The organism is Arthrobacter sp. zg-Y916, assembly GCF_020907385.1.
GTDB lineage: Bacteria > Actinomycetota > Actinomycetes > Actinomycetales > Micrococcaceae > Arthrobacter_B > Arthrobacter_B caoxuetaonis.
Genome location: NZ_JAJJOD010000007.1, coordinates 107,473 through 126,252 on the forward strand (window position 1 = coordinate 107,473; position 18,780 = coordinate 126,252).

20 protein-coding genes are annotated in these 18,780 nt (G+C 65.6%); 9 read left to right on the plus strand and 11 right to left on the minus strand.

Annotation, left to right across the window (positions count from 1 at the left end):
- Positions 1-14: 14 nt before the first annotated feature.
- From mmsB to chvE, 3 genes are all read right to left on the minus strand, one after another.
- Positions 15-1,223, minus strand: coding sequence for a multiple monosaccharide ABC transporter permease (mmsB, locus tag LOC59_RS12470; RefSeq protein WP_442860590.1), 1,209 nt, complete (start codon positions 1,221-1,223; stop codon positions 15-17).
- Complete coding sequence (mmsA, locus tag LOC59_RS12475; protein WP_229972311.1) at positions 1,220-2,788, minus strand: multiple monosaccharide ABC transporter ATP-binding protein; 1,569 nt, start codon at positions 2,786-2,788, stop codon at positions 1,220-1,222. The genes mmsB and mmsA overlap by 4 nt, the downstream gene beginning before the upstream one ends.
- Before the next feature lie 89 nt (positions 2,789-2,877).
- The gene (gene chvE / locus LOC59_RS12480; protein ID WP_227895445.1) at positions 2,878-3,999 is read right to left on the minus strand and encodes a multiple monosaccharide ABC transporter substrate-binding protein; all 1,122 of its coding nucleotides are present in this window, start codon (positions 3,997-3,999) and stop codon (positions 2,878-2,880) included.
- Between the two features lie 401 nt (positions 4,000-4,400).
- Here chvE and LOC59_RS12485 point away from each other — a divergent pair, with 401 nt between their 5' ends.
- The 3 genes from LOC59_RS12485 (at position 4,401) to LOC59_RS12495 (ending at position 6,970) form a co-directional block, all read left to right on the plus strand.
- On the plus strand, positions 4,401-5,525 hold the full coding sequence (locus tag LOC59_RS12485; RefSeq protein WP_229972313.1) for a thermonuclease family protein: 1,125 nt from the start codon (positions 4,401-4,403) through the stop codon (positions 5,523-5,525).
- 165 nt (positions 5,526-5,690) lie between these two features.
- Complete coding sequence (locus LOC59_RS12490) at positions 5,691-6,245, plus strand: hypothetical protein (RefSeq protein WP_229972315.1); 555 nt, start codon at positions 5,691-5,693, stop codon at positions 6,243-6,245.
- 134 nt (positions 6,246-6,379) lie between these two features.
- Positions 6,380-6,970, plus strand: a complete 591-nt coding sequence (locus tag LOC59_RS12495; protein ID WP_229972317.1) for a rhodanese-like domain-containing protein — start codon at positions 6,380-6,382, stop codon at positions 6,968-6,970.
- A gap of 168 nt (positions 6,971-7,138) precedes the next feature.
- On the opposite strand, the gene LOC59_RS12500 is transcribed toward LOC59_RS12495, so the two are convergent.
- The 7 genes from LOC59_RS12500 to LOC59_RS12530 all read right to left on the minus strand — a co-directional run bounded on the left by LOC59_RS12500 (position 7,139) and on the right by LOC59_RS12530 (position 13,722).
- On the minus strand, positions 7,139-8,638 hold the full coding sequence (locus LOC59_RS12500) for a DUF4190 domain-containing protein (RefSeq protein ID WP_229972319.1): 1,500 nt from the start codon (positions 8,636-8,638) through the stop codon (positions 7,139-7,141).
- A gap of 119 nt (positions 8,639-8,757) precedes the next feature.
- Positions 8,758-9,510, minus strand: a complete 753-nt coding sequence (locus tag LOC59_RS12505; RefSeq protein WP_229972321.1) for a DUF4190 domain-containing protein — start codon at positions 9,508-9,510, stop codon at positions 8,758-8,760.
- Between the two features lie 175 nt (positions 9,511-9,685).
- Positions 9,686-11,146 carry a hypothetical protein gene (locus LOC59_RS16680; protein ID WP_269440074.1) on the minus strand — a complete coding sequence of 487 codons (1,461 nt, stop codon included), beginning with the start codon at positions 11,144-11,146 and terminating at the stop codon, positions 9,686-9,688.
- A gap of 153 nt (positions 11,147-11,299) precedes the next feature.
- Positions 11,300-11,797 carry a thiol peroxidase gene (gene tpx / locus LOC59_RS12515; RefSeq protein ID WP_229972323.1) on the minus strand — a complete coding sequence of 166 codons (498 nt, stop codon included), beginning with the start codon at positions 11,795-11,797 and terminating at the stop codon, positions 11,300-11,302.
- A 112-nt stretch (positions 11,798-11,909) separates the two neighbouring features.
- Positions 11,910-12,710, minus strand: coding sequence for a DUF4190 domain-containing protein (locus LOC59_RS12520; protein ID WP_229972325.1), 801 nt, complete (start codon positions 12,708-12,710; stop codon positions 11,910-11,912).
- 157 nt (positions 12,711-12,867) lie between these two features.
- Positions 12,868-13,371 carry a DinB family protein gene (locus LOC59_RS12525; RefSeq protein WP_227895452.1) on the minus strand — a complete coding sequence of 168 codons (504 nt, stop codon included), beginning with the start codon at positions 13,369-13,371 and terminating at the stop codon, positions 12,868-12,870.
- A gap of 39 nt (positions 13,372-13,410) precedes the next feature.
- Positions 13,411-13,722, minus strand: coding sequence for a hypothetical protein (locus tag LOC59_RS12530; RefSeq protein ID WP_227916213.1), 312 nt, complete (start codon positions 13,720-13,722; stop codon positions 13,411-13,413).
- A 299-nt stretch (positions 13,723-14,021) separates the two neighbouring features.
- Here LOC59_RS12530 and LOC59_RS12535 point away from each other — a divergent pair, with 299 nt between their 5' ends.
- The 5 genes from LOC59_RS12535 (at position 14,022) to LOC59_RS12555 (ending at position 16,375) form a co-directional block, all read left to right on the plus strand.
- On the plus strand, positions 14,022-14,387 hold the full coding sequence (locus LOC59_RS12535; protein ID WP_227895454.1) for an ArsR/SmtB family transcription factor: 366 nt from the start codon (positions 14,022-14,024) through the stop codon (positions 14,385-14,387).
- Entirely contained in the window at positions 14,384-14,890 is a 507-nt protein-coding gene (locus LOC59_RS12540; protein WP_227916212.1) for an SRPBCC family protein, read from the plus strand. Before LOC59_RS12535 ends, LOC59_RS12540 begins: the two co-directional genes overlap by 4 nt.
- Positions 14,887-15,366, plus strand: a complete 480-nt coding sequence (locus LOC59_RS12545; protein ID WP_227916211.1) for an SRPBCC family protein — start codon at positions 14,887-14,889, stop codon at positions 15,364-15,366. The genes LOC59_RS12540 and LOC59_RS12545 overlap by 4 nt, the downstream gene beginning before the upstream one ends.
- 25 nt (positions 15,367-15,391) lie before the next feature.
- Entirely contained in the window at positions 15,392-15,826 is a 435-nt protein-coding gene (locus tag LOC59_RS12550) for a VOC family protein (protein WP_227895457.1), read from the plus strand.
- A gap of 135 nt (positions 15,827-15,961) precedes the next feature.
- Positions 15,962-16,375, plus strand: coding sequence for a VOC family protein (locus LOC59_RS12555; protein WP_227895458.1), 414 nt, complete (start codon positions 15,962-15,964; stop codon positions 16,373-16,375).
- 3 nt (positions 16,376-16,378) lie between these two features.
- Here the strand turns inward: LOC59_RS12555 and LOC59_RS12560 are convergent, their stop codons facing one another.
- Positions 16,379-17,824, minus strand: a complete 1,446-nt coding sequence (locus LOC59_RS12560; RefSeq protein ID WP_229972327.1) for an alpha/beta hydrolase family protein — start codon at positions 17,822-17,824, stop codon at positions 16,379-16,381.
- Between the two features lie 210 nt (positions 17,825-18,034).
- Here LOC59_RS12560 and LOC59_RS12565 point away from each other — a divergent pair, with 210 nt between their 5' ends.
- On the plus strand, positions 18,035-18,757 hold the full coding sequence (locus tag LOC59_RS12565) for an MBL fold metallo-hydrolase (protein WP_227895460.1): 723 nt from the start codon (positions 18,035-18,037) through the stop codon (positions 18,755-18,757).
- The last annotated feature ends 23 nt before the right edge of the window (positions 18,758-18,780 follow it).

Consider the following 18,780-nt stretch of genomic DNA (forward strand, 5'->3'; position numbering starts at 1 on the left):
CTACTCGAGCACGCCTACCGGGCACCCCTGCCCCGCCGGGCGAACCCGACCGCCACAGCCAGCAGCAGCACCAGGCCCTTGATCACCTGCTGCCAGGCGGCGTCCACGGACAGGATGGACAGGCCCTGGTTCAGCACGCCCATCACCAGGCCACCGATCACGGCCCCCACCACCGTGCCCACACCGCCCTGCACCGACGCACCGCCAATAAACACGGCGGCAATGGCGTCCAGCTCAAATCCGCCGCCGGCCGAGGCCACGGCACTGCCGGCACGCGCCGTGCTCACCACGGCGGCCAGTCCGGCCAGGAAGCCCATGTTCACGAACACCATAAAGTTCACCCAGCGGGTCTTCACCCCGGACATCATGGCTGCGTTCAGGTTCCCGCCCATGGCGTAGATATGCCGGCCAAACACGGTCCGGTTCAGCAGGAAGGAGTACGCGAGGATCAGCGCAGCCAGGATGATCAGGATGATCGGGGTGCCGCGGTTGTAGGCCAGCAGGTAGCAGAGGTACATGATGGCGGCGACGGCCACAGCGTTCTTGAACACGAACGACGCCGTGCGCTCCCGCGGCAGGTCCAGCTTCTTCAGGTCGGAGCGGGACTTGAGCTGCTGAACCACCAGTGCCACGGAGGCGACGACGCCGATGCCCAGCGTGAGCAGGTCCGGCACCCCGGTCGCCGGAAGGGTTCCGTTGCCGATGGCGATGAACGGCCGGGGCAGGCCGCTGATGGTGCCGCCGGTGAGCAGGATCAATGCGACGCCGCGGAACACCAGCATGCCGGCCAGCGTGACGATGAACGCGGGTATCCCCACGAACGCCACCCAGAATCCCTGCCACGCCCCGATCAGTGCGCCCACCACCAGGGAGATGATCACGGCCGCCCACCAGGGCATGCCCCAGTTGTTCATCGCCAGGGCGGCGATGGCTCCCACGGTGGCGACCACCGACCCCACGGAGAGGTCGATGTGCCCGGCAATGATCACCATGACCATGCCGATCGCCAGGATCAGCACGTAGGCGTTCTGCTGGATGAGGTTGCTGACGTTGCCCGGATACAGCAGCCGCCCGCCGGTGAGGGCCTGGAACAGCAGGACGATCACCACCAGCGCGGCGAGGATGCCGTACTGGCTCAGGTCGACCCGCCTGCGTTTCCGGCCGTTGCCGCCCGCGGGCGGCGGGGCCGGGGTCTTCGCCTGTTCGGAAGTAGTGGTGGTCACGTCCCTTGTGCTCCTTCATTACGGGCGGATTTCTTACGGACGACCGTCATGTGCCGCATCAGTTCCTCCTGCGTGGCGTCGGCCCGCGGAACCTCCGCGGTGAGCCTGCCTTCGGCGATGGTGTAAATGCGGTCGCAGAGCCCGATCAGCTCGGGGAGCTCACTGGAAATGACCAGCACGGCTTTGCCCTGCGCCGCCATTTCGTTGATGATTCCGTAAATCTCAAACTTGGCGCCGACGTCGATCCCCCGGGTTGGTTCGTCCAGGATCAGTACCTCCGGGCCGGAGTAAATCCATTTGCTCAGCACCACCTTCTGCTGGTTTCCGCCGGAGAGGTTGGCCACCAGGGAGGCGACGGACGGGGTGCGGATGTTCATCTTCTGCCGGTAGTCATCCGCCACGGCATATTCGCGGTGCTTGTCGATCACGCCCAGCCGGGCCAGCTTCCCCAGCGCGGCGGCGGACACGTTGACCACCACCGAGCCGATCAGGTTCAGTCCGTACCGCTTGCGGTCCTCGCTCACGTAGGCCAGTCCGTGCCTGATGGCCTCCCCCACCGACCGGGTCTGGATTTCCACGCCGTCTTTGTACACCCGGCCGGAAATCCCGGTGCCCCAGGACCGGCCGAAGATACTCATCGCCAGTTCGGTGCGTCCGGCCCCCATCAGCCCCGCGAAGCCGACGATTTCCCCCGCCCGGACGTTGAAGGACGCGTTGGAAACCACCACGCGGTCCACGTCGATCGGGTGGTGCACCGTCCAGTCCTCCACCCTGAATTTCTCCTCGCCGATCTGCGGTTCCCGGTCCGGGAACTGGCTGTCCAGCGGCCGGCCCACCATGTCCCGGATAATCCGGGTTTCGATTTCCGGAGTGTTTTCCACCGGAAAGGACTCAATGGTTTTTCCGTCCCGGATCACCGTCACTGTGTCCGCGATCGCCCGGATTTCGTTGAGTTTGTGGGAAATGACGATCGAGGTGATGCCGCCGTCGCGCAGCTGGTCAATGAGCCCCAGAAGGTGCGCCGAATCGCCGTCGTTCAGTGCCGCCGTCGGCTCGTCCAGGATCAGGATCTTCACTTCCTTGGACAGCGCCTTGGCGATTTCCACCAGCTGCTGCTTGCCGACGCCGAGCTCCAGGATCTTGGTGGCCGGGTTCTCCTCCAGCCCCACCCGCTTCAGCAGGGCAGCGGCCTGCAGGTTGGTCTGGTTCCAGTCGATCACCCCGCCGCGCTGCACCTCGTTGCCCAGGAAGATGTTCTCCGCGATGGACAGGAACGGGCTGAGCGCCAGCTCCTGGTGGATGATCACGATCCCGTCCCGCTCGCTGTCATTGATCGAGCCGTAGCTGACCGGCCTGCCCTCCAGCGAGATGGTTCCCTCGAAACTGCCGTGCGGGTAGACGCCGCTGAGCACTTTCATCAGCGTGGACTTGCCAGCGCCGTTCTCGCCGCAGATGCCGTGCACCTCGCCGCGCCGGACGGACACCGACACCCCGTCCAGGGCCTTGATGCCGTTGAACTCCTTCACAATGCCGTCCATGTGCAGGACGACGTCGTCGTCGATCATCTCTCGCCTCACTGAAGTGGGAAGGTGGGGCACGACGGCGGCAGCCGCCGCCGTGCCCCGCAAACCGGTACCGCTACAGCCGGGGACCGCTACAGCCCGATGTCGGCGGCCTCCACGAAACCGGAGTCCACCAGCATCGGCTGGACATCGTCCTTGACCACGACCTGCGGCTCAAGGATGTAGGTGGGGACCACCTTCACCCCGTTGTCGTAGGTCTCGGTGTCAGTGACCTCCACCTCTTCCCCGTTGACGATCTGCTCGATCATGGTGTCCACCTGGGCGCCCAGTTCCCGGGTGTCCTTCCAGACAGTCATGGACTGCTGGTCGGCCAGGATGGCTTTGATGTTCGCGACGTCGCCGTCCTGCCCGGTGATCACCGGCCAGTCGGTGCCCGGGGCGTACCCTGCGCTGGAAAGCGACTGTTCGATGCCGAGCGCCAGGCTGTCATTGGGCGAAAGCACGACGTCGACCTTGTCACCGCCGGTGTAGAAGGACTGCAGCCGGTTGTCCATTTCCGCCTGCGCATCCGCCGAGCCCCAGCCGAGGATGCCGATGGACGTCCAGTCGTCGTTCGAGGCCGGGGACTTGCCGGACGGAACCACCAGCTGCCCGCTCTCCACGTAGGGCAGCAGGACATCCCACGCGCCGGAGAAGAAGAACTTGGCGTTGTTGTCATCCGGGCTGCCGGCGAACGGTTCGAGGTTGTAGGGGCCTTCGCCGTCGGCCAGGCCCAGCTGCTCCTCGATGAACTCGCCCTGGAGCTGGCCCACCTGGTAGTTGTCGAACGTGGCGTAGTAGTCCACTGCGTCGGTGCCGTTGATCAGCCGGTCGTAGGCGATCACGGTGACGTCCTGGTTCTTGGCGTCCTCCAGGACCGGGCCGAGGGTTTCGCCGTCGATCGCTGCGACCACCAGGATCTTCGCGCCGCCGGCCACCTGGTTCTGGATCTGGCTGATCTGCTGGTCGGTCTTGTCATCTGCGTACTGCAGGTCAACGGTGCAGTCGCGGGCTTCAAGGTTCTCCTTCAGCCCTTCGCCGTCGTTGATCCAGCGTTCCAGGCTGCGGGTGGGCATGGAGATGCCGACATTGCAGTCGACGCCGTCGCCGCCCTCGCTGTCGCTGTTGGTGGTGCCGGCCGGGGCGCAGGCCGCCATACCTGCTGCCAGTCCGAACGCCAGGAAGAGGGCCGAAACATTCTTTCTTTTGCTCATGGTCGAACCTTCGAAAAGGATCCTGCCGCCGGCAAGGGCACTGCGCGGCGAGACTACGGGAAACATCCTTGTGACCCGGACGGCTGGATCGAGCGGATACAACGCTGTAGCGCCCTGCCGGTACCCCTACCGACAATTTGTAGGCCAGCACAACATATGCCCGCGGATGCCCCTCCGGCAAGGGGTTCCCGGAACGTTATCCAAACGCAATGCGCGGTGACCCATGGGTTCGATAAGCCTGCTTACCGAACCTTGGGGAGAGCCGACAGTATCCTCTGTCATTTCAAATACATAGGGGACATTTTGTACTGCACCATCAGCGGAGTTACCTGCTCGGCACCCACGGACGCACCCATGCGTTCCCGTCCCGCTTTCGCCGCAGCCGTGTCGGGGGCATCAGAGTGATCCTCACCAAGAAAGCTGTCATTGCCGCCGTAGCCGCCGTAGCCGTTACGGCCACCTCAGTGGTCTTCGCCAACGCCGCGAACGCTGACAAGGCCCGGGTCGTCCGGATCATCGACGGAGACACCCTCGTCGTCGACTTTCAGAATGAAGACATCACCGTTCGTCTCCTGAACGTGGACACTCCGGAGACAAAGGACCCAAACAAACCGGTGGAGTGCCTGGGCCCGGAAGCCACGGATTTCCTGGCAGACGTGCTCCCTGCCGGCAGCAAAGTCACGCTCGCGTTCGACGTCGAGCGCCATGACCGCTACGGGCGGACCCTGGCCGCGGTCTATGACTCCAAGGACCGCCTCATCAACGCAGAGGTGGCCCGCCAGGGTTTCGGGATTCCCGTCACCTATGGGAAGAACTCGAAATTCCGTCCTCCGGTGGATGCCGCGTATAAGCAGGCCGAGGAACGCCAGGCCGGGCTGTTCGCGGAGGACATTGAATGCACCGTTCCCGGCACCGTTGCGGCGCTTGAGGATGCAGCGCAGGAAGCTGCGGCCGAGGATGCCGGTTCATCGGCTGCATCCGCCGCCACTGCTGCCGCTGCGGTTCTTGCGTCCCAGGCCGTCGTTCGAAAGACCCTGGGTGAGCTGGAGGCCGGCGCCAAGACTGGAAGTTCCCTGATCTGGAAGACCGTATCCGAGGCTGACCGAGCGGCATTCCTGACCCGCGCCAAAAAGGCCACCGAGAGTGTCGAGAAACGGCACACTGAATTGTCAGGCGTCCAGGCTGAACGCCAGGCTGCGGAGGACGAAGCGAAGCGCCTTGAAGCCGAGGCCAAAGCGGAAGCCGAGCGCGTCGCTGCCGAAGAAGAGGCCCGTAAGGTGGCCGAAGCTGAACAGGCCGAGGCCAACCGCCTCGCGGCTGAAGCCGCTGAAGTTGAACGGCAGCGCGCCGCCGCAGCAGCCCAGGCCGAGGCCCAGCGCCAGCAACAACAGCAGTACGTTGCTCCGCCGCCGCAACCCCAACCCCCGATATACGTCGATCCGGCGCCGGTCCAAAGCAATCCCGACGGGTACACCGGACCGCGTTGCTACGCACCGGGCGGCAAAACCTGGAAGCCCTGCCCATAGCCGGTACTGATTGACGAATGAGGCGCGTCCGGCAGACCGGGCGCGCCTCTTTCCTACGCCGTCCTGGCCGATCCCAGCTAGGGAGATCTCCCTCCCGCCGCAATCCGCACCCGTCCCAGCCGGTATTCTTGCTGACGAAACGATAGATCGGGGGGGGATCCGGACATGGCATCGTGGGGCAGGGACGGCGAAGCCGCTTACAGCAGCGGCAGCGAAGACCGGCACTGGGAAGAGGTAGCCGAGAGGCTGGCACAGCAAGCGCGCGGGATGAACGCCGTGAAGCGCATAGCTCCGGTCATCGCGGGACTCATTTCCCTGGTCGGTGTCACTGGACTGGTCCTTGTCATGACCTCGCAGCCCGCAGCCCCGTCGTACGCCCGTGGCGTCTTCCTGACCGGGCTGGCCGTCGCCTCGCTGTGGCTGCTCATCCCCGCGGTCCTCGCGCCGGTGATCTACGAGATCACCCAGGATGCCGTCGTCGAACCCTCCCCGAGGTCCCGGGTCCTGGGCGGTTTGGCAGCGGCAGCCGCCACCACACCGGCATTGCTTCACGCCGCGCTGATGCTCCTGCGCCATGTCTACAGCGACGCAGCACCGGCGTCCCCGGCCATGGCACGGTTCCTCGAATTGCCTTCCACTGCCCTGATTGTCATCATGTTCGCTGTCCCCGTACTCCTGGTTGGCGCGCTGTACCGGCGTCTTCTGCGGGTAGGACCTTAGGAGCCAGCGCAGGGACCCCTGGTCCATCGGGGAATAGCTGCCCGGGGCCATCCGGCGAAACGTCCCCGGCCTTCTCCCAGATTCGGCCCATAGGGTGGATGCTTCACTCCGGCCACCACTCCCGAAGGATCCGAATGTCCCCCGCTGCCACCGCAGAGACCACCAAGACCATCGACGCCCCCACCCTGAAGGCACTGCTTGAGGACAACCCGAACCTCACGGTCATCGACGTCCGCAATCCCGCCGAGTTTGAGTCCGCACATCTCCCGGGCTCCCACAACATTCCGTTGCCCATGCTCTCCGCGCACACCGTTGAGCTCTCCGCCCGGCTGGGCAGCGAAGTCGTGATCCTGTGCCAGTCGGGTGTCCGCGCCAAGCAGGCGCACGAGCGCCTGGCCGCAGCCGGCCTTCAGGGCGGGCAGGTGCTCACCGGCAGCGTGGACGACGTCGAGAAGGCCGGCGGTTCCGTGGTGCGCGGCAAGCAGGTCTGGGATATGGAGCGCCAGGTGCGTTTCGCCGCCGGAGGCCTCGTGGGGCTGGGACTGCTGGCAGGGCGGATCGCATCGCCGAAGTTCCGGGTGCTCGCCGGGGGTGTCAGCGGTGGCCTGGTTTTCTCTGCCCTGTCCAACACCTGCGCCATGGGCAAGGCGCTGGCGTACCTGCCGTGGAACCAGGGTGCTTCCGAGCCGTCGTGGGAAGAGATCCAGGCGAACCTCGACCGCTAGCCGCGAACGCCTTCCCTGGTGATGGCCCGCTCCGCCCCAACGGAGCGGGCCTTTTCCAGCTTAAAACAGCCAGTTCTTCCTCAGCCGACTTCTTCCTCGTAAAGCACTCAAGTATCTCCAGCACCATTGAGTTTCAGCAGCCTGAGGACTATTCTTACGTCGCTTCGGTTACGGCAGGCGCCAGTAGACGTAGTCGTTGTCCTGCTCGGCGAGGATCATGCGCATGCCCAGGCGGCTGTCCTCGCCCAGGGCGGTATCGGGAACGTCGAAGCAGGCTTCCACCGTGACGGTGTCCCCCTTGCTGAGCAGTTCCTGGTCAATGCTCCGCTGGCCGAGGCCACTGGAGCACCCCATGACGGTGTAGAGCCTGCTGTCAGTTCCAATGAGTTCCGGCGGCAGGTCCAGCCACGGACGTCCGTCTCCGGTGCCGTTGTAGACGGCGGTGAAGCGGGCCAGAACGTAGTTGTAGTCCGGTGCGCCGGCCTGCGGGTCCCGTTCCTGGACCTCGGCCGCTGCGTCGCGGTCCAGCTCCACCAGGGTGACAGTGTAGTCACCCACGGTCACTTCCTCGCCGGCTGCGTTTGCCGGCTCTGCGGCAATATCGCTGATGTACGAGTCAGTGAACTGGTAGGAGTAATCCTCTTTCTCAGCTTCGGTGAGTTCCTCGGAGTAGTCCTCGACCTCAGTGAAGGACTCCGTCCCCGTCTCGCTTTCGCTTTCCCAGAGACCTGCGTCCCGCAGCGAGTCCACGACGACGGTGTTCACAACGATGGCCGTAACGATGGACAACGCCGCTACGGTCAGCGCGGCGATGGAGAGTGGTTTTGCAACGTTGCGGGCCTTGTTGCCCTTGATGAGCGCCGGGATTCCCAGGCCGAGCGCGACGATTGCCAGGGGGAACGACACAAAATTCAGAAACGGAATCCAGCAAATGAGCACGGCCAGGATGGCGAGCACCAATGCCGCGATGGCCAGGCCCTTGCCCGGCGTGGCCGGCGGCGGCCCGTAGCTGCCGTAGCCGGGCTGGCCGGGGTATCCGAGGGCTCCGCCCGGGTTGGGGTAGGAACCTGGCTGCCCTTGCTGCCCTTGCTGGCCCGGGTAGCCCGAGTAGCCGGGGGCTCCTGCCTGGTTGGCGTAGGGACTCTGTTGGCCTTGCTGGCTGTGCTGGCCTTGCTGGCCTTGCTGGCTTTGGTGGCCGGGATAGCTTGGGTAGCCCGGGTAGCCGCCTTGGTTGGCGTAGGAACCCGGCTGGCCTTGCTGGCCGGGGTATCCGGGGGCTCCGCCCTGGTCGGCAGCAGGCATACGCGGAACCTGGGCATAGGGGTTGTACTGGGGCACCGGAGGAATCTGCCCGTCCTGGTATGGCAGCGAAGGTCCGCCACCAAATTCAGGTTCCACACCACCGGGTGCGGACCAGGCCGATACCGTCTCCTCGGCCTCTTCCGCGGCAGGACGTTCCGGGTCCCCTTCCGGTCCGGCCTCCGGGCGCAGGTCCTCCGCAGCCGTGCCGCCCTCGCGCGTGCCGCCGTCGGCAGTCCCGTCGTCGCGAGTGCCGCCGTCGCGAGTGCCGCCGGTGCTGTCGCTGGCGCCAGCCTCGGTGCCGGAGCCGTCACCGCCGACGCTGTTGTCCCGGTCCGCGGGCTCGGGCTGTCCCTGGTCCCTATCCATTCGTTCCCCCCAAAAAGTCGTGCGTTATCAAATTAGTTCGATCGGTCCGGAGACCGCCGACCCCTATCCTAGTCAAGGCCGCTACCTGCATACTTCCTAGTCACAGCCTTCCCAGCGCCTTATGGCTGCCAGTAAAGCTCTTCGACCACGCCCGGCATCCGCAGTACCACCCTGCTCTTGTCGCCCAGGGCCTCCGGGGGCAGGTCAAAACAGATGTCGTAGCTGCCGCTGTACTCCCCGTGCAGCCCCGGATGGTCTGGGTCTTCGATGCTCAAGCCTGTGGAACAGTCGACCGCCGAGTACTCGCGGCCGTCAGTGCTCACGAATCCGGGCACCAGAGTGAAGTCCGGTTCGCCCGTTAGCCCGCCGTTGTACCGCATTTCGAACTCGAACAGCACATAGGTGCCCTCCTGCGGCACGGAAGACGGGCTGCGCTGCTGGACCCTGTCCGTTGCATCACGGTCCACTTCCGAAAGCCTGACTTCAAAGTCCCCTAACTGTGCCCCCACACCGGATGGAACAACCGGCTCCGCGAGGATCTGTTCCAGGGCCCTTTCGGGAAGCACAGGGGATGCGTCGCCCGACAGTCCGCGGGTTTCGGCGGACCGTGGTTGCTCAGCTTCCTGCTGGGACTGAGGAGATCCCGGTGTCTTGTCGAGGGCTTTTACGGCCCAGGAGTTGACGGACCAGGCGAGCGCCACGGCGAGGACCGCCATCCCGATGGAGACGACTGCCAGCACCCGGGCCAGGAGCGGTTTCCTCTTCGCGCTCACCAGTGCAACTACCGCCAGCACGAGGGTTACCGGGCCGGCGATGAACGCATAAACATTCAGGAATGGTATCCAGCAGCTCACCAGTGCCGACCCGGCCACTGAAACAGCAGCGATCGCCGGCCCCCTGCCCGTAGACCCGGCCGGCGGGAGCGTCTGCCCCGGCCCGGGGTAAGACCCGTTATAGCCCCCCTGCGGCGCGGCCGTAGTCTGATTCTGCATACCCATTTCCCCCTGAAATTGGCTCTTGTTCAGTGCTGGTCCCGCAACAGCCGGCCTACGGCAACCGCCAGTAAACGTCCTCGTTGCGTTCGGCGAGGATCATTCGCAGGCCAACCCTGCTGTCCTCAGCCAGGGCTGCTTCGGGCAGATCGAAGCAGATTTCGTAGGTTCCGGTCTCTCCCGGGGCCAGGCTGGGCCGGTCGGAGGAGCTCACGCCAAGATCCATGGAACAGTTCAGGACACTGTGGAGCCGGGCATCGGCGCCAATGAACTTTGGCGTGAAATCCAAGTCGGGCCGGCCGGTGCCACCGGAAGCGGACCCGTTGTATACCGCGCGGAATTCAAAGAGGACGTACCCGTGGGTCGGCTCGCCTGCGGAAGGGTCGCGTTCCAGCACTTCGGCGGATGCATCCCGGTCCACTTCAGCGAGCGTTACGGTGTAGTCGCCAACCTGTACACCTTCCCCCACTGAAGCGGCGGGCTGCTCAATGATGTCCGTGTAGAAGGATCCGGAAATATCGGCCGAATAGTCCCGGTCAGGCAAGCCCGGCTGCTCTTGGCGCTCAGTTGCCTGTTCAGTTGACTGTTCATCGGCGGGCACCGGTTCGGACGTCTCAGCCGGCACAGGTCCGGGGACCGCCTGGCCCTGGGAATAGCCCGGATTCATCTCGGTGTCCGGGGAATCATATTGGACGGTGAGGTTGATGATGGTCGCCGCGACCATGGCCACCACCGCGAAAGACAACGCGATAACGGACAACGGCAGCGCGACGTTTTTCGCCTTGATGCCCTTGATCAGGGCTGGAATACCCATGCCAAGGGCGACGGCGCCGGCCAGATAGGTGATGAAGTTCAGGAACCAGATCCAGCTGAACAGCAGACCGACACCGGCGACGCAGACGGCAGCGATGGCCAGTCCTTTGCCCGGTGACTTCCGCTGATGGCTGCCGTATCCCGGTCCGTTTCCGTAACCGGCCGGGCCTCCAGGCCCGGGGCCCTGTCCCGGCCCGAATCCACCGGGTCCGGCATATCCGCCGTACCCGTACGGAGCGCCGTGCCCGGCCGGCGCGCTGTAACCCGCCGGAGCGCTGTAACCCGCCGGAGCGGCATATCCGGACGGAGGGGCGTATCCGGCCGGAGCTTGGCCGTAACCGCCGTTTCCGGACTGGGCCTGCCCATAACTGCCGGGACCGCCTTTTCCTGCCGGCGCACTGTAGCCCGCCGGAGCGGCATATCCGGACGGAGGGGCGTATCCGGGCGGAGCAAAGCCTGGGCCAGCTGCGTAAGACGGAACGGATGGCGCCGGAGCGGATTCTGCCTCCGCAGCAGCTGATGCCTGGTTCTCCGCCGGCTGAGGCTCGAGCGAAGACAGTTGTCCGGCGTCCCCTGATTCCGTGCTGACCCCGGAATCCGCGCCGTCCCCGGCTTCAGGCCGGCGTCCGTCTTCTGGCGATTCGCGGCCGGCGGCTTCGCCGGTCCGGCCCTCGGGCGCGGGCCACCCATGTTCCTTGTTCATTCGTTCCCCCAACGATGTGACTGAGACAAAGGGGGCGGGAATGAGTTCCGCTCACCGGCCCCCGCCACTATCCTAAGCACGCTGGTTACGTATGCCGCACAATGAAAGGCCCGCCCCGCAGGAAAGCGAAGCGGGCCCGTCACAAAGGTGAAACTAGCCGAGGGCGGCCACTGCGGCGTCGTAATCCGGTTCGGTGGTGATTTCGGGGACGAGCTGCGTGTAGAGGACGCTTCCGTCCGTATCGATAACGACGACGGCGCGGGCCAGCAGGCCTGCCAGCGGTCCCTCTGCCTGGGTCAGGCCGAAGTCTTCACCGAAGCTGCTGCGGAAAGCCGAAGCGGCCACCACGTTCTCGATGCCTTCGGCGCCGCAGAAGCGGCCGAGCGCGAACGGAAGGTCCTTGGAGACGCATACGACCGTGGTGTTCTCCAGTCCTGCCGCGATTTCGTTGAAGCGGCGGACGCTCGCGGCGCAGACGCCAGTGTCCACGCTCGGGAAGATGTTCAGGACGACCCGGCGTCCGGCGAAGCCCGAAAGGGTGACGCTTGAAAGATCGGCGCCTACCAGTTCAACGGCCGGGGCTTGGGTGCCGACGGCGGGAAGCTCACCGGCGGTGCGGACAGGGTTCTGCTTGAATGCTGTGGTTGCCATGCTTCGTGTTTATCACGTTCTGGCCGGGGCCCCTTACCGCTGACCTGCAGTGACGTCTCGACGCGGGTTGCGCTGACATAGACGGGCGGCAGGGGGCATCCGATCCAAACTGCTACTGAGCTGCCCAGTACACCCGGTCATCCCGGAGCGAGAACAGGGACTCCACCAGGATCTTTGAACCGGAGACGGACTCAGCAGGAACATCGAAGCAGACCTGGTACTCCGCCGCACCGCCGTTGGTCAGCGTGGGGACGTCGTGGCTCGGCCGTTCGAGGAGGGCGCTGCAGGTGCTGGTCGAGTACTGGCGGGCGTCAGAGCCGGCGAACTCAGTGGTGAGATCGATCCACGGATCGCCTTCTTCAGAGCCGTTGTACACGACGGACAGGTCCACCAGCACATACTGGCCCGTCGGCGCACTGTTGAACTGGTTCACCGCCATGATCGGCTCAGTGGCCTGCAGGTTCACCCCGGAAACGGTCACGGTGTATTCGCCGACCGTGGCCGATTCCCCTGCCGCAAGGGCTTCCGTGGTGGCTTCTTCCTGTTCCTCCTCCGAGGAGGTGGTCACGCCGTCCGCGCTGTCTTCAACGCTCTTCACCACGGAGTCGAGGGCTGCCGAGTACATGGCCTGGGTTGCGAAAACCCCAATGATGGCCACGATGCTGAGGATCAGGCCAGCGATGGGCATACCCTTCGGCGCCTTGCGCTTCGAAGCGATCACCAGGGCTGCAATGGCAAAGCCGAGTCCGGCGAGTCCCACAAACAGGAAGACGTTGTTGAGAATCGGCACCCAGCACAGAACCAGGGCGACGATGCCCAGGACCAGGCCGGTGACGGCAAGGCCCTTGCCGGGTTTTGCTGCGGGCGCGGCCGGCAGCGGTGCCGGCGCAGGAGTATAGGTCTGGTTTTCCATGGTGATCCCCCAAAGGATGCGAATGACCGGCCTGTGGGCCGGCAAGGAACAATTTGTTCCTTCGCCGCCAACCATAGGATCCGGCACTGACATCGCTTCCAAACCGGGGATCCGGCACTGACAACACCCCGGAGCAGGCAGCCGCGGAACCGGCCCGCTACTCCCCCGTGACGCCGTCGAGCAGTTCGCGGATGATATCCAGGTGACCGCAGTGGCGCCCGGTTTCCTCGACCATGTGCACCAGCACCCAGCGCAGGTTGTGCCCGGCGCTGTGGTCCGCTTTGCACATGTCCTCCAGCCCGTAGCGCGCGGCAACCTCACGGGACTCGTCGCAGGCAGCCTGGTAGTCGGTGATGATTTCGGCGAGGCTGTCCTGCTCGGTGACGCGGAATTCCGCGTCGGGATCGTCGCCGCTCCAGCGCGTGGGAATGCCCGTCTGGCCATCCAGCTGTGCCCGGAACCACCAGCGTTCGACGTCGGCAAGGTGGCGGAGCAGACCCGAGACGGTCAGCAGGGAGGGCAGGACCTGGCGTGCGGCGTCGGCGTCGGACAGGCCTTGGGCCTTGAAGACAACGGTGGCGCGAAGGTAGTCCAGGAAACCGTTGAGGGTCCCCCGCTCGTCAGCTGCTTCGGGCGGGTCGATTCGTTCGTCGTTGAGCATCCGCCCAGCGTAGCCAAGGCCGGGCTGATGCACCGGGCATTACAGCCCCGCGAGCCGCAGCCCCAGAGCCACAAGCATCAGGACTGCGCCGCCGGCTGCAACAATCCATGCGGCCGACAGCGTGGTCAGGCGCATCCAGGATTTCCGCCGCGTGGCCGCCGAGTACAGTCCGGTGATGAGCAGGATCAGTCCCGCCATGCCAACGTAGCCGGGCGCCCCGTTGTCTTCCCCCTGGGCCAGGACGAACAGCAGCAGCACCAGGCCCAGGGCGAAGCTGGGCCAGTGGAATCCGGTCTCGGTCTCCTTGTGGCGGCGCTGTCCCGAAGCTGCACTGTGATCCATGGAACTCATGTTGTGTCCTCACCGATAGCCGCGTTCTGGGGTCCGTACCGTTCCGTCCGCGAAGAGCCGCAGTGCGTATAAACGCTACTCCGCTCACCTCGAACCAGCACCGTGCGTCCGCTGGGAACGCACTGAAGGGAGCCACTTCGGATCTTCCGTCCCGCTCGGCGACGCGCGGCTGGGCCAGCCCTGAATTCTTCCAGGAAGCCCCTTGACCCCTCCTGTCAGGCGGCGTAGCTTCGTAATCAACCGAAAGGTTGAACAACCAGAACATTGAATACAGTTTGCAGCAAGGAACGGACCACAGCATGGACGAGGCGCGCGGCGAGACACAGCTCGACAGGGCCTTTATGGCCCTCGCCGATCCGGCCCGCCGCCGCATCATTGCCCGGCTTTCCCGGGGCCCTGCCACGGTCAACGAACTGGCGGAACCCTTCGAGATCAGCAAGCAGGCTGTCTCGAAGCACATCCAGGTCCTCGAGCAGGCGGAACTGGTCACGCGCACGCGTGACGCCCAGCGCCGGCCCGTCCACCTGAACCCCGCACGGTTGGAGGCACTCACGGCGTGGATCGACCGCTACCGATTGGTCCGCGAAGAGCAGTTCCGCAGCCTCGACGCTGTGCTCCAGAACCAGGCCGCACGCAGCGGCCCGCAGGCAAAGGATCCATCATGACCAACGCTCTGCAGCTCTCCGTCCCTGACGGTGTCCCCTTCATCGACTACACCCGGGAGATCGATTTTCCCGTCGCCGATGTCTTCCGTGCCCACGCCGATCCGAACCTGGTCAGCCAGTGGCTCGGACCGCGGGGCATGAAGATGGAAATGGACCATTACGACTTCGCCACCGGCGGCACCTACAAATACACGCACACCGGCCCCGAAGGCATTCCGTATGACTTCACCGGCATCTTCCACACCGTCCGGGAGAACGAGTTCGCCATCCAGACCTTCGAGTTCTCCGGCTATCCCGACGTCGTCAGCCTGGAATTCAATACCTTCGAAGACCTGGGAGACGGCCGCACCCGCATCACCGTGCATGCTGTCTACCCCACCCAGGAAGCACGTGACGGCATGGCCGCCTCCGGCATGGAAGGCGGCCTCGTCCAAGGTTACGAGCGGCTGGAAGAGCTTCTTGCCAGCCGGACCGGCGCCAAGACTCCGCAGGAGGCATCATGACCAACGCATTGGAAGTCACCCTTCCCGACAGTGCCCCCTTTATCGATTACACCCGCGAATTCGATTACCCCGCTGCCCGGGTCTTCGGTGCCCACGTAGACCCGGACACCTATGCCGAATGGATCGGCCCGGACCGGCTGGACACCCGGATCGACGTCTTTGACGCGGTCCCGGGAGGCAGCTACCGGTTCGTGCAGACCGAGGGGACCGAGGAGTACGCCTTCCGCGGCGTCTTCCACTCCATCCGTCCGGCGGAGTTCATCCTGCAGACCTTCGAGTACGAGGGTTTCCCGGACCAGGCGAGCCTGGATTTCCTGCGTTTCGAGGACCTTCCCGACGGCCGGTCCAGGCTCGTGGGGCACTCGGTCTATCCATCGCTCGAAACGAGGGATAGTTTCGTGTCCTCGGGGATGGAATCCGGCATGGCCGCGGGCTACGACAAGCTGGAGCAGCTGCTGGCATTCGCGACCGCCTGAAGCACGCAAAAGCCTTGGAGGAAGCATGGATTGGACCTTGGAAGTCATCAAAGTCCCGGTCAGCGACCTGGACCGCAGTATCGCCTTCTACGGCGACCAGGTGGGGTTCGACCTGGACCATCACACCGTCAACGAGCACATGGCCTTCGCGCAGCTGACTCCCCCGGGATCGGGCTGCTCAATCGTCATCGGCAGCATTCCCGGCGGGGAGGAGATGGACCCGGGCTCCCTGAAGGGGCTGCAGCTGGTGGTTCCCGACGCCGCCGCCGCCCGGGAAGAGCTGGCCTCCCGCGGCGTGGAGGCCAGCGAGATCACCGTTCTGGACGAGCGCGACGGCGGCACTATGTTCTCCTTCGCGGACCCGGACGGCAACACGTGGGTAGTGCAGCAGATCCGCGCCCGGGCGGAGCATCCGCTCATCCCCTTTGCCTCCCGCCCGCAGTTTGGTGAAGGAATCTAGCGCAACGCCCGGAACTGACAGTACGACGGCGGCAGGCGCCTTCTCCTCGGAGCGGCACCTGCCGCCGTCGTGCGGTAGTCCCTCTTAACGCCGGACGGCGGGAATGGCGGCGCCCTGCCTGCGGTTTGCCCAGGCATGGAAAACCAACAGCCTGTCCGCCAGCTGCGCCTGGTCGTGGAAGCCGAAGATTACGATGCCGCCCTGGCGTTCTACCGGGACGTCCTTGGCCTGCCCGAGCAGGAGGCCTACCAGGGCGAGGGAGATGCCCGCGTCACCATCCTGGACGCAGGAAGAGCGACGCTGGAACTCTCCAATCCTGCACAGGTGCGCATGATCGACCGGGTCGAGGCCGACGGCCAGCCCAGCCTCAAGCTCCGGGTCGCCTTTGAAGTGGACGACGCCGCCGCCCGCACCCAACGGGCGGTGGACGGCGGCGCCGAACTGGTCGCCGAGCCGCGGGAAACCCCGTGGCGATCACTCAACTCCCGGCTGAACGGTCCGGCCGGATTGCAGCTGACCCTGTTCCAGGAACTCGGCGACCAGGACTAACAGCTACCGGCCGCGGCCGTGTCCGTGGCCGTGGCCCTTTCCATGGCCGTGCCCCTTCCCATATCCGTCGCCCTTCCCGTGGCCGTGTCCCTGGCCCGGGCAGGGATCCCAGTTGCGGTCGTTGACGAACTCGGCCGGCTGGTACCTGATGAAGTCTGCCTCACCCAGGTTCAGGGATTCGGCCCGGCGGTCCAGCTGCCGGGGTTCGGCGATGTTGGCCCAGCGTCCGGTGTCCAGCCGTTCGTCCATCGCCAGAACGGCCGCAACGCGTTCGGCGTCCGTAAAGGTGCAGTGCCCGGTGCGCTCGATATACGCCTGCCGCAGCAGCGGCGTCGCCCGGGCTTCGCGCACCGTCTCCCCGTACTCCTCGGTGTATTCCACCGGCGCCAGGATGTCTGCCAGGGTGTGCATGGTCAGCACCGGTATCTGCAGGTCGCCCTGCGGAGTGGAGGTCTCTTCCACCCATTCCAGCGCCTCGGGGTCCGGCTTGATGTCCGCCTCACCCGTCAGGGTCCGCAGGTCCGCCCGCAGGTCCAGCCCCGCGGCACGGTAAAGCGCATCCACCTGCCGGCGCTGCGCGGATTCCTGCAGCAGCGACCGGTAGTCCACGCCCTCGTTCCAGCCGCTGTCCCCGTTGGCCGCCGTCACGATCGATACGCGCGCACCGACCACGAACGGGATGGTCTGCAGCAGCCAGTTGTACTGTGCTTCCTGCTGCCCGGCATAGTCCCGGGGATCCGGCGGGGTATCCCCGCTGAACCAGGTAGGAGTGTTCATCAGGGCCGCTGCGAGCGCCAGCCGAGCCTGTCCGTCCGGCGTCGTTTGTGCCTGCTGCACTGCCTGCAGGAGCACCCCGGTAGTGGCCGCGGCTTCTTCTGCCGTGCGGAAACCAGTCAGCTGCACCTCCTGGCCGGGAAGGAGCAGTTCGGCAAGGGCATGGAGTCCGTCGAGCTGGTAGTTATTGAGGTTGATCCCGCCGCCGAGTAGCCCGCAGGTGCTCACCGCGCCGTCCACGCCGCTCTGCGGAGTTTCGGCGATGAGGCTGCTGACCAGCCCGCCCATGGACGTTCCGAACGCGATGGTCCGCGCCGGTTCGCCCGCTTCGGCCGAGAACGCAGCCAGCGTGTCCAGCTGGTCCTGCACCGCGGTTCCCAGCGCCCAGCCCGCAGTAGCGTAGGACGACGCCGCCACCGCGAACCCGCGGTCCGTCAGCGCCTGGGCGGTGGAGTCGAAGCCCTGATCCCACGCCGGGTTGTCCGGGCCCGGCCGGAAGCCGTGGCTGTAGAGCACCAGCTTTCCGTTCCAGTTCCGGGGCACTTCGGCAGCCCAGGTTGCTCCGTTGGCCAGTGTGCCGCCCAGTTCCGTGACTGGTTCGGCTGCTGTCGCCGTGGCCGGCGCTGCCATAAGTGCCAGTGACACGGCGGCCGCGAGTGATGTCAGTTTGCGCATGGTTCCGTCTGATCCCTTCTGCGTCTTTGCAGTTGATCCTGATCCCCCCGGTGCGGCCATACTTCACGACGGCGGCCCAACGGGCAAGGGCAGGGCGGGGCCGCCTGCTTCCAAAGCGGCCCGTGCGGCTGCAACAATCACCAGGGATGTGCGCTGAGGCGAAGGCACGTCGAACCAGGGCCCCGGAAGACCGGATGCAAGGAGACGGATATGTTGCTTGGAGACCACCTGCACCGCATCGGGAACGACATCGTTGCCGCCTACCTGGTGGTGACCGATGAGGGGATCACCATCATCGACGCAGGCCTCGCCGGGCACTGGAAGGACCTGCAGCGCGAATTGGCCGCACTGGGGCGCCCGCTCAGTGACGTGCGGGGAATCGTCCTGACCCATGGGGACACCGACCACATCGGCTTCGCCGAACGCCTGCGCCGCGAGACGGGAATTCCGGTCTACGTGCATGCCGACGACGCCGCCCGGGCGCGCGGAACGGAAAAGGCGAAAGCGGCCCTGGCCTCTGCAGGCCGTTTCCGGCTCAAGCCCACAGCCGGGTTCCTGGCCTACACCGTCCGCAAGGGCGGGTGGCGCACCACTTACCTCGCCGACGTCGTGCCTGTCCAGGACGGGGATGTGCTGGACCTGCCGGGCTCGCCGCGGATCATCGGACTTCCCGGCCACTCCCCCGGCAGCGTGGCGGTCCATGTCCCCGCGGCCCGGGCGCTGTTCGTCGGCGATGCCCTCACCACCCGGCACGTTCTATCCGGCAAGACGGGGCTGCAGCCTTCTCCCTTCACGGACGATCCCGCGCGTGCCCTAGAAGTGCTGGACCGGCTCACCGGCCTGGCAGACGTGGACTGGGTGCTGCCCGGCCACGGCACGCCCTGGAACGGTCCCGTCGACGCTGTCGCGGACGGGGTTCGTGCGGGCGCGTGACTGTGCCGGCACGCAGCGCTCTC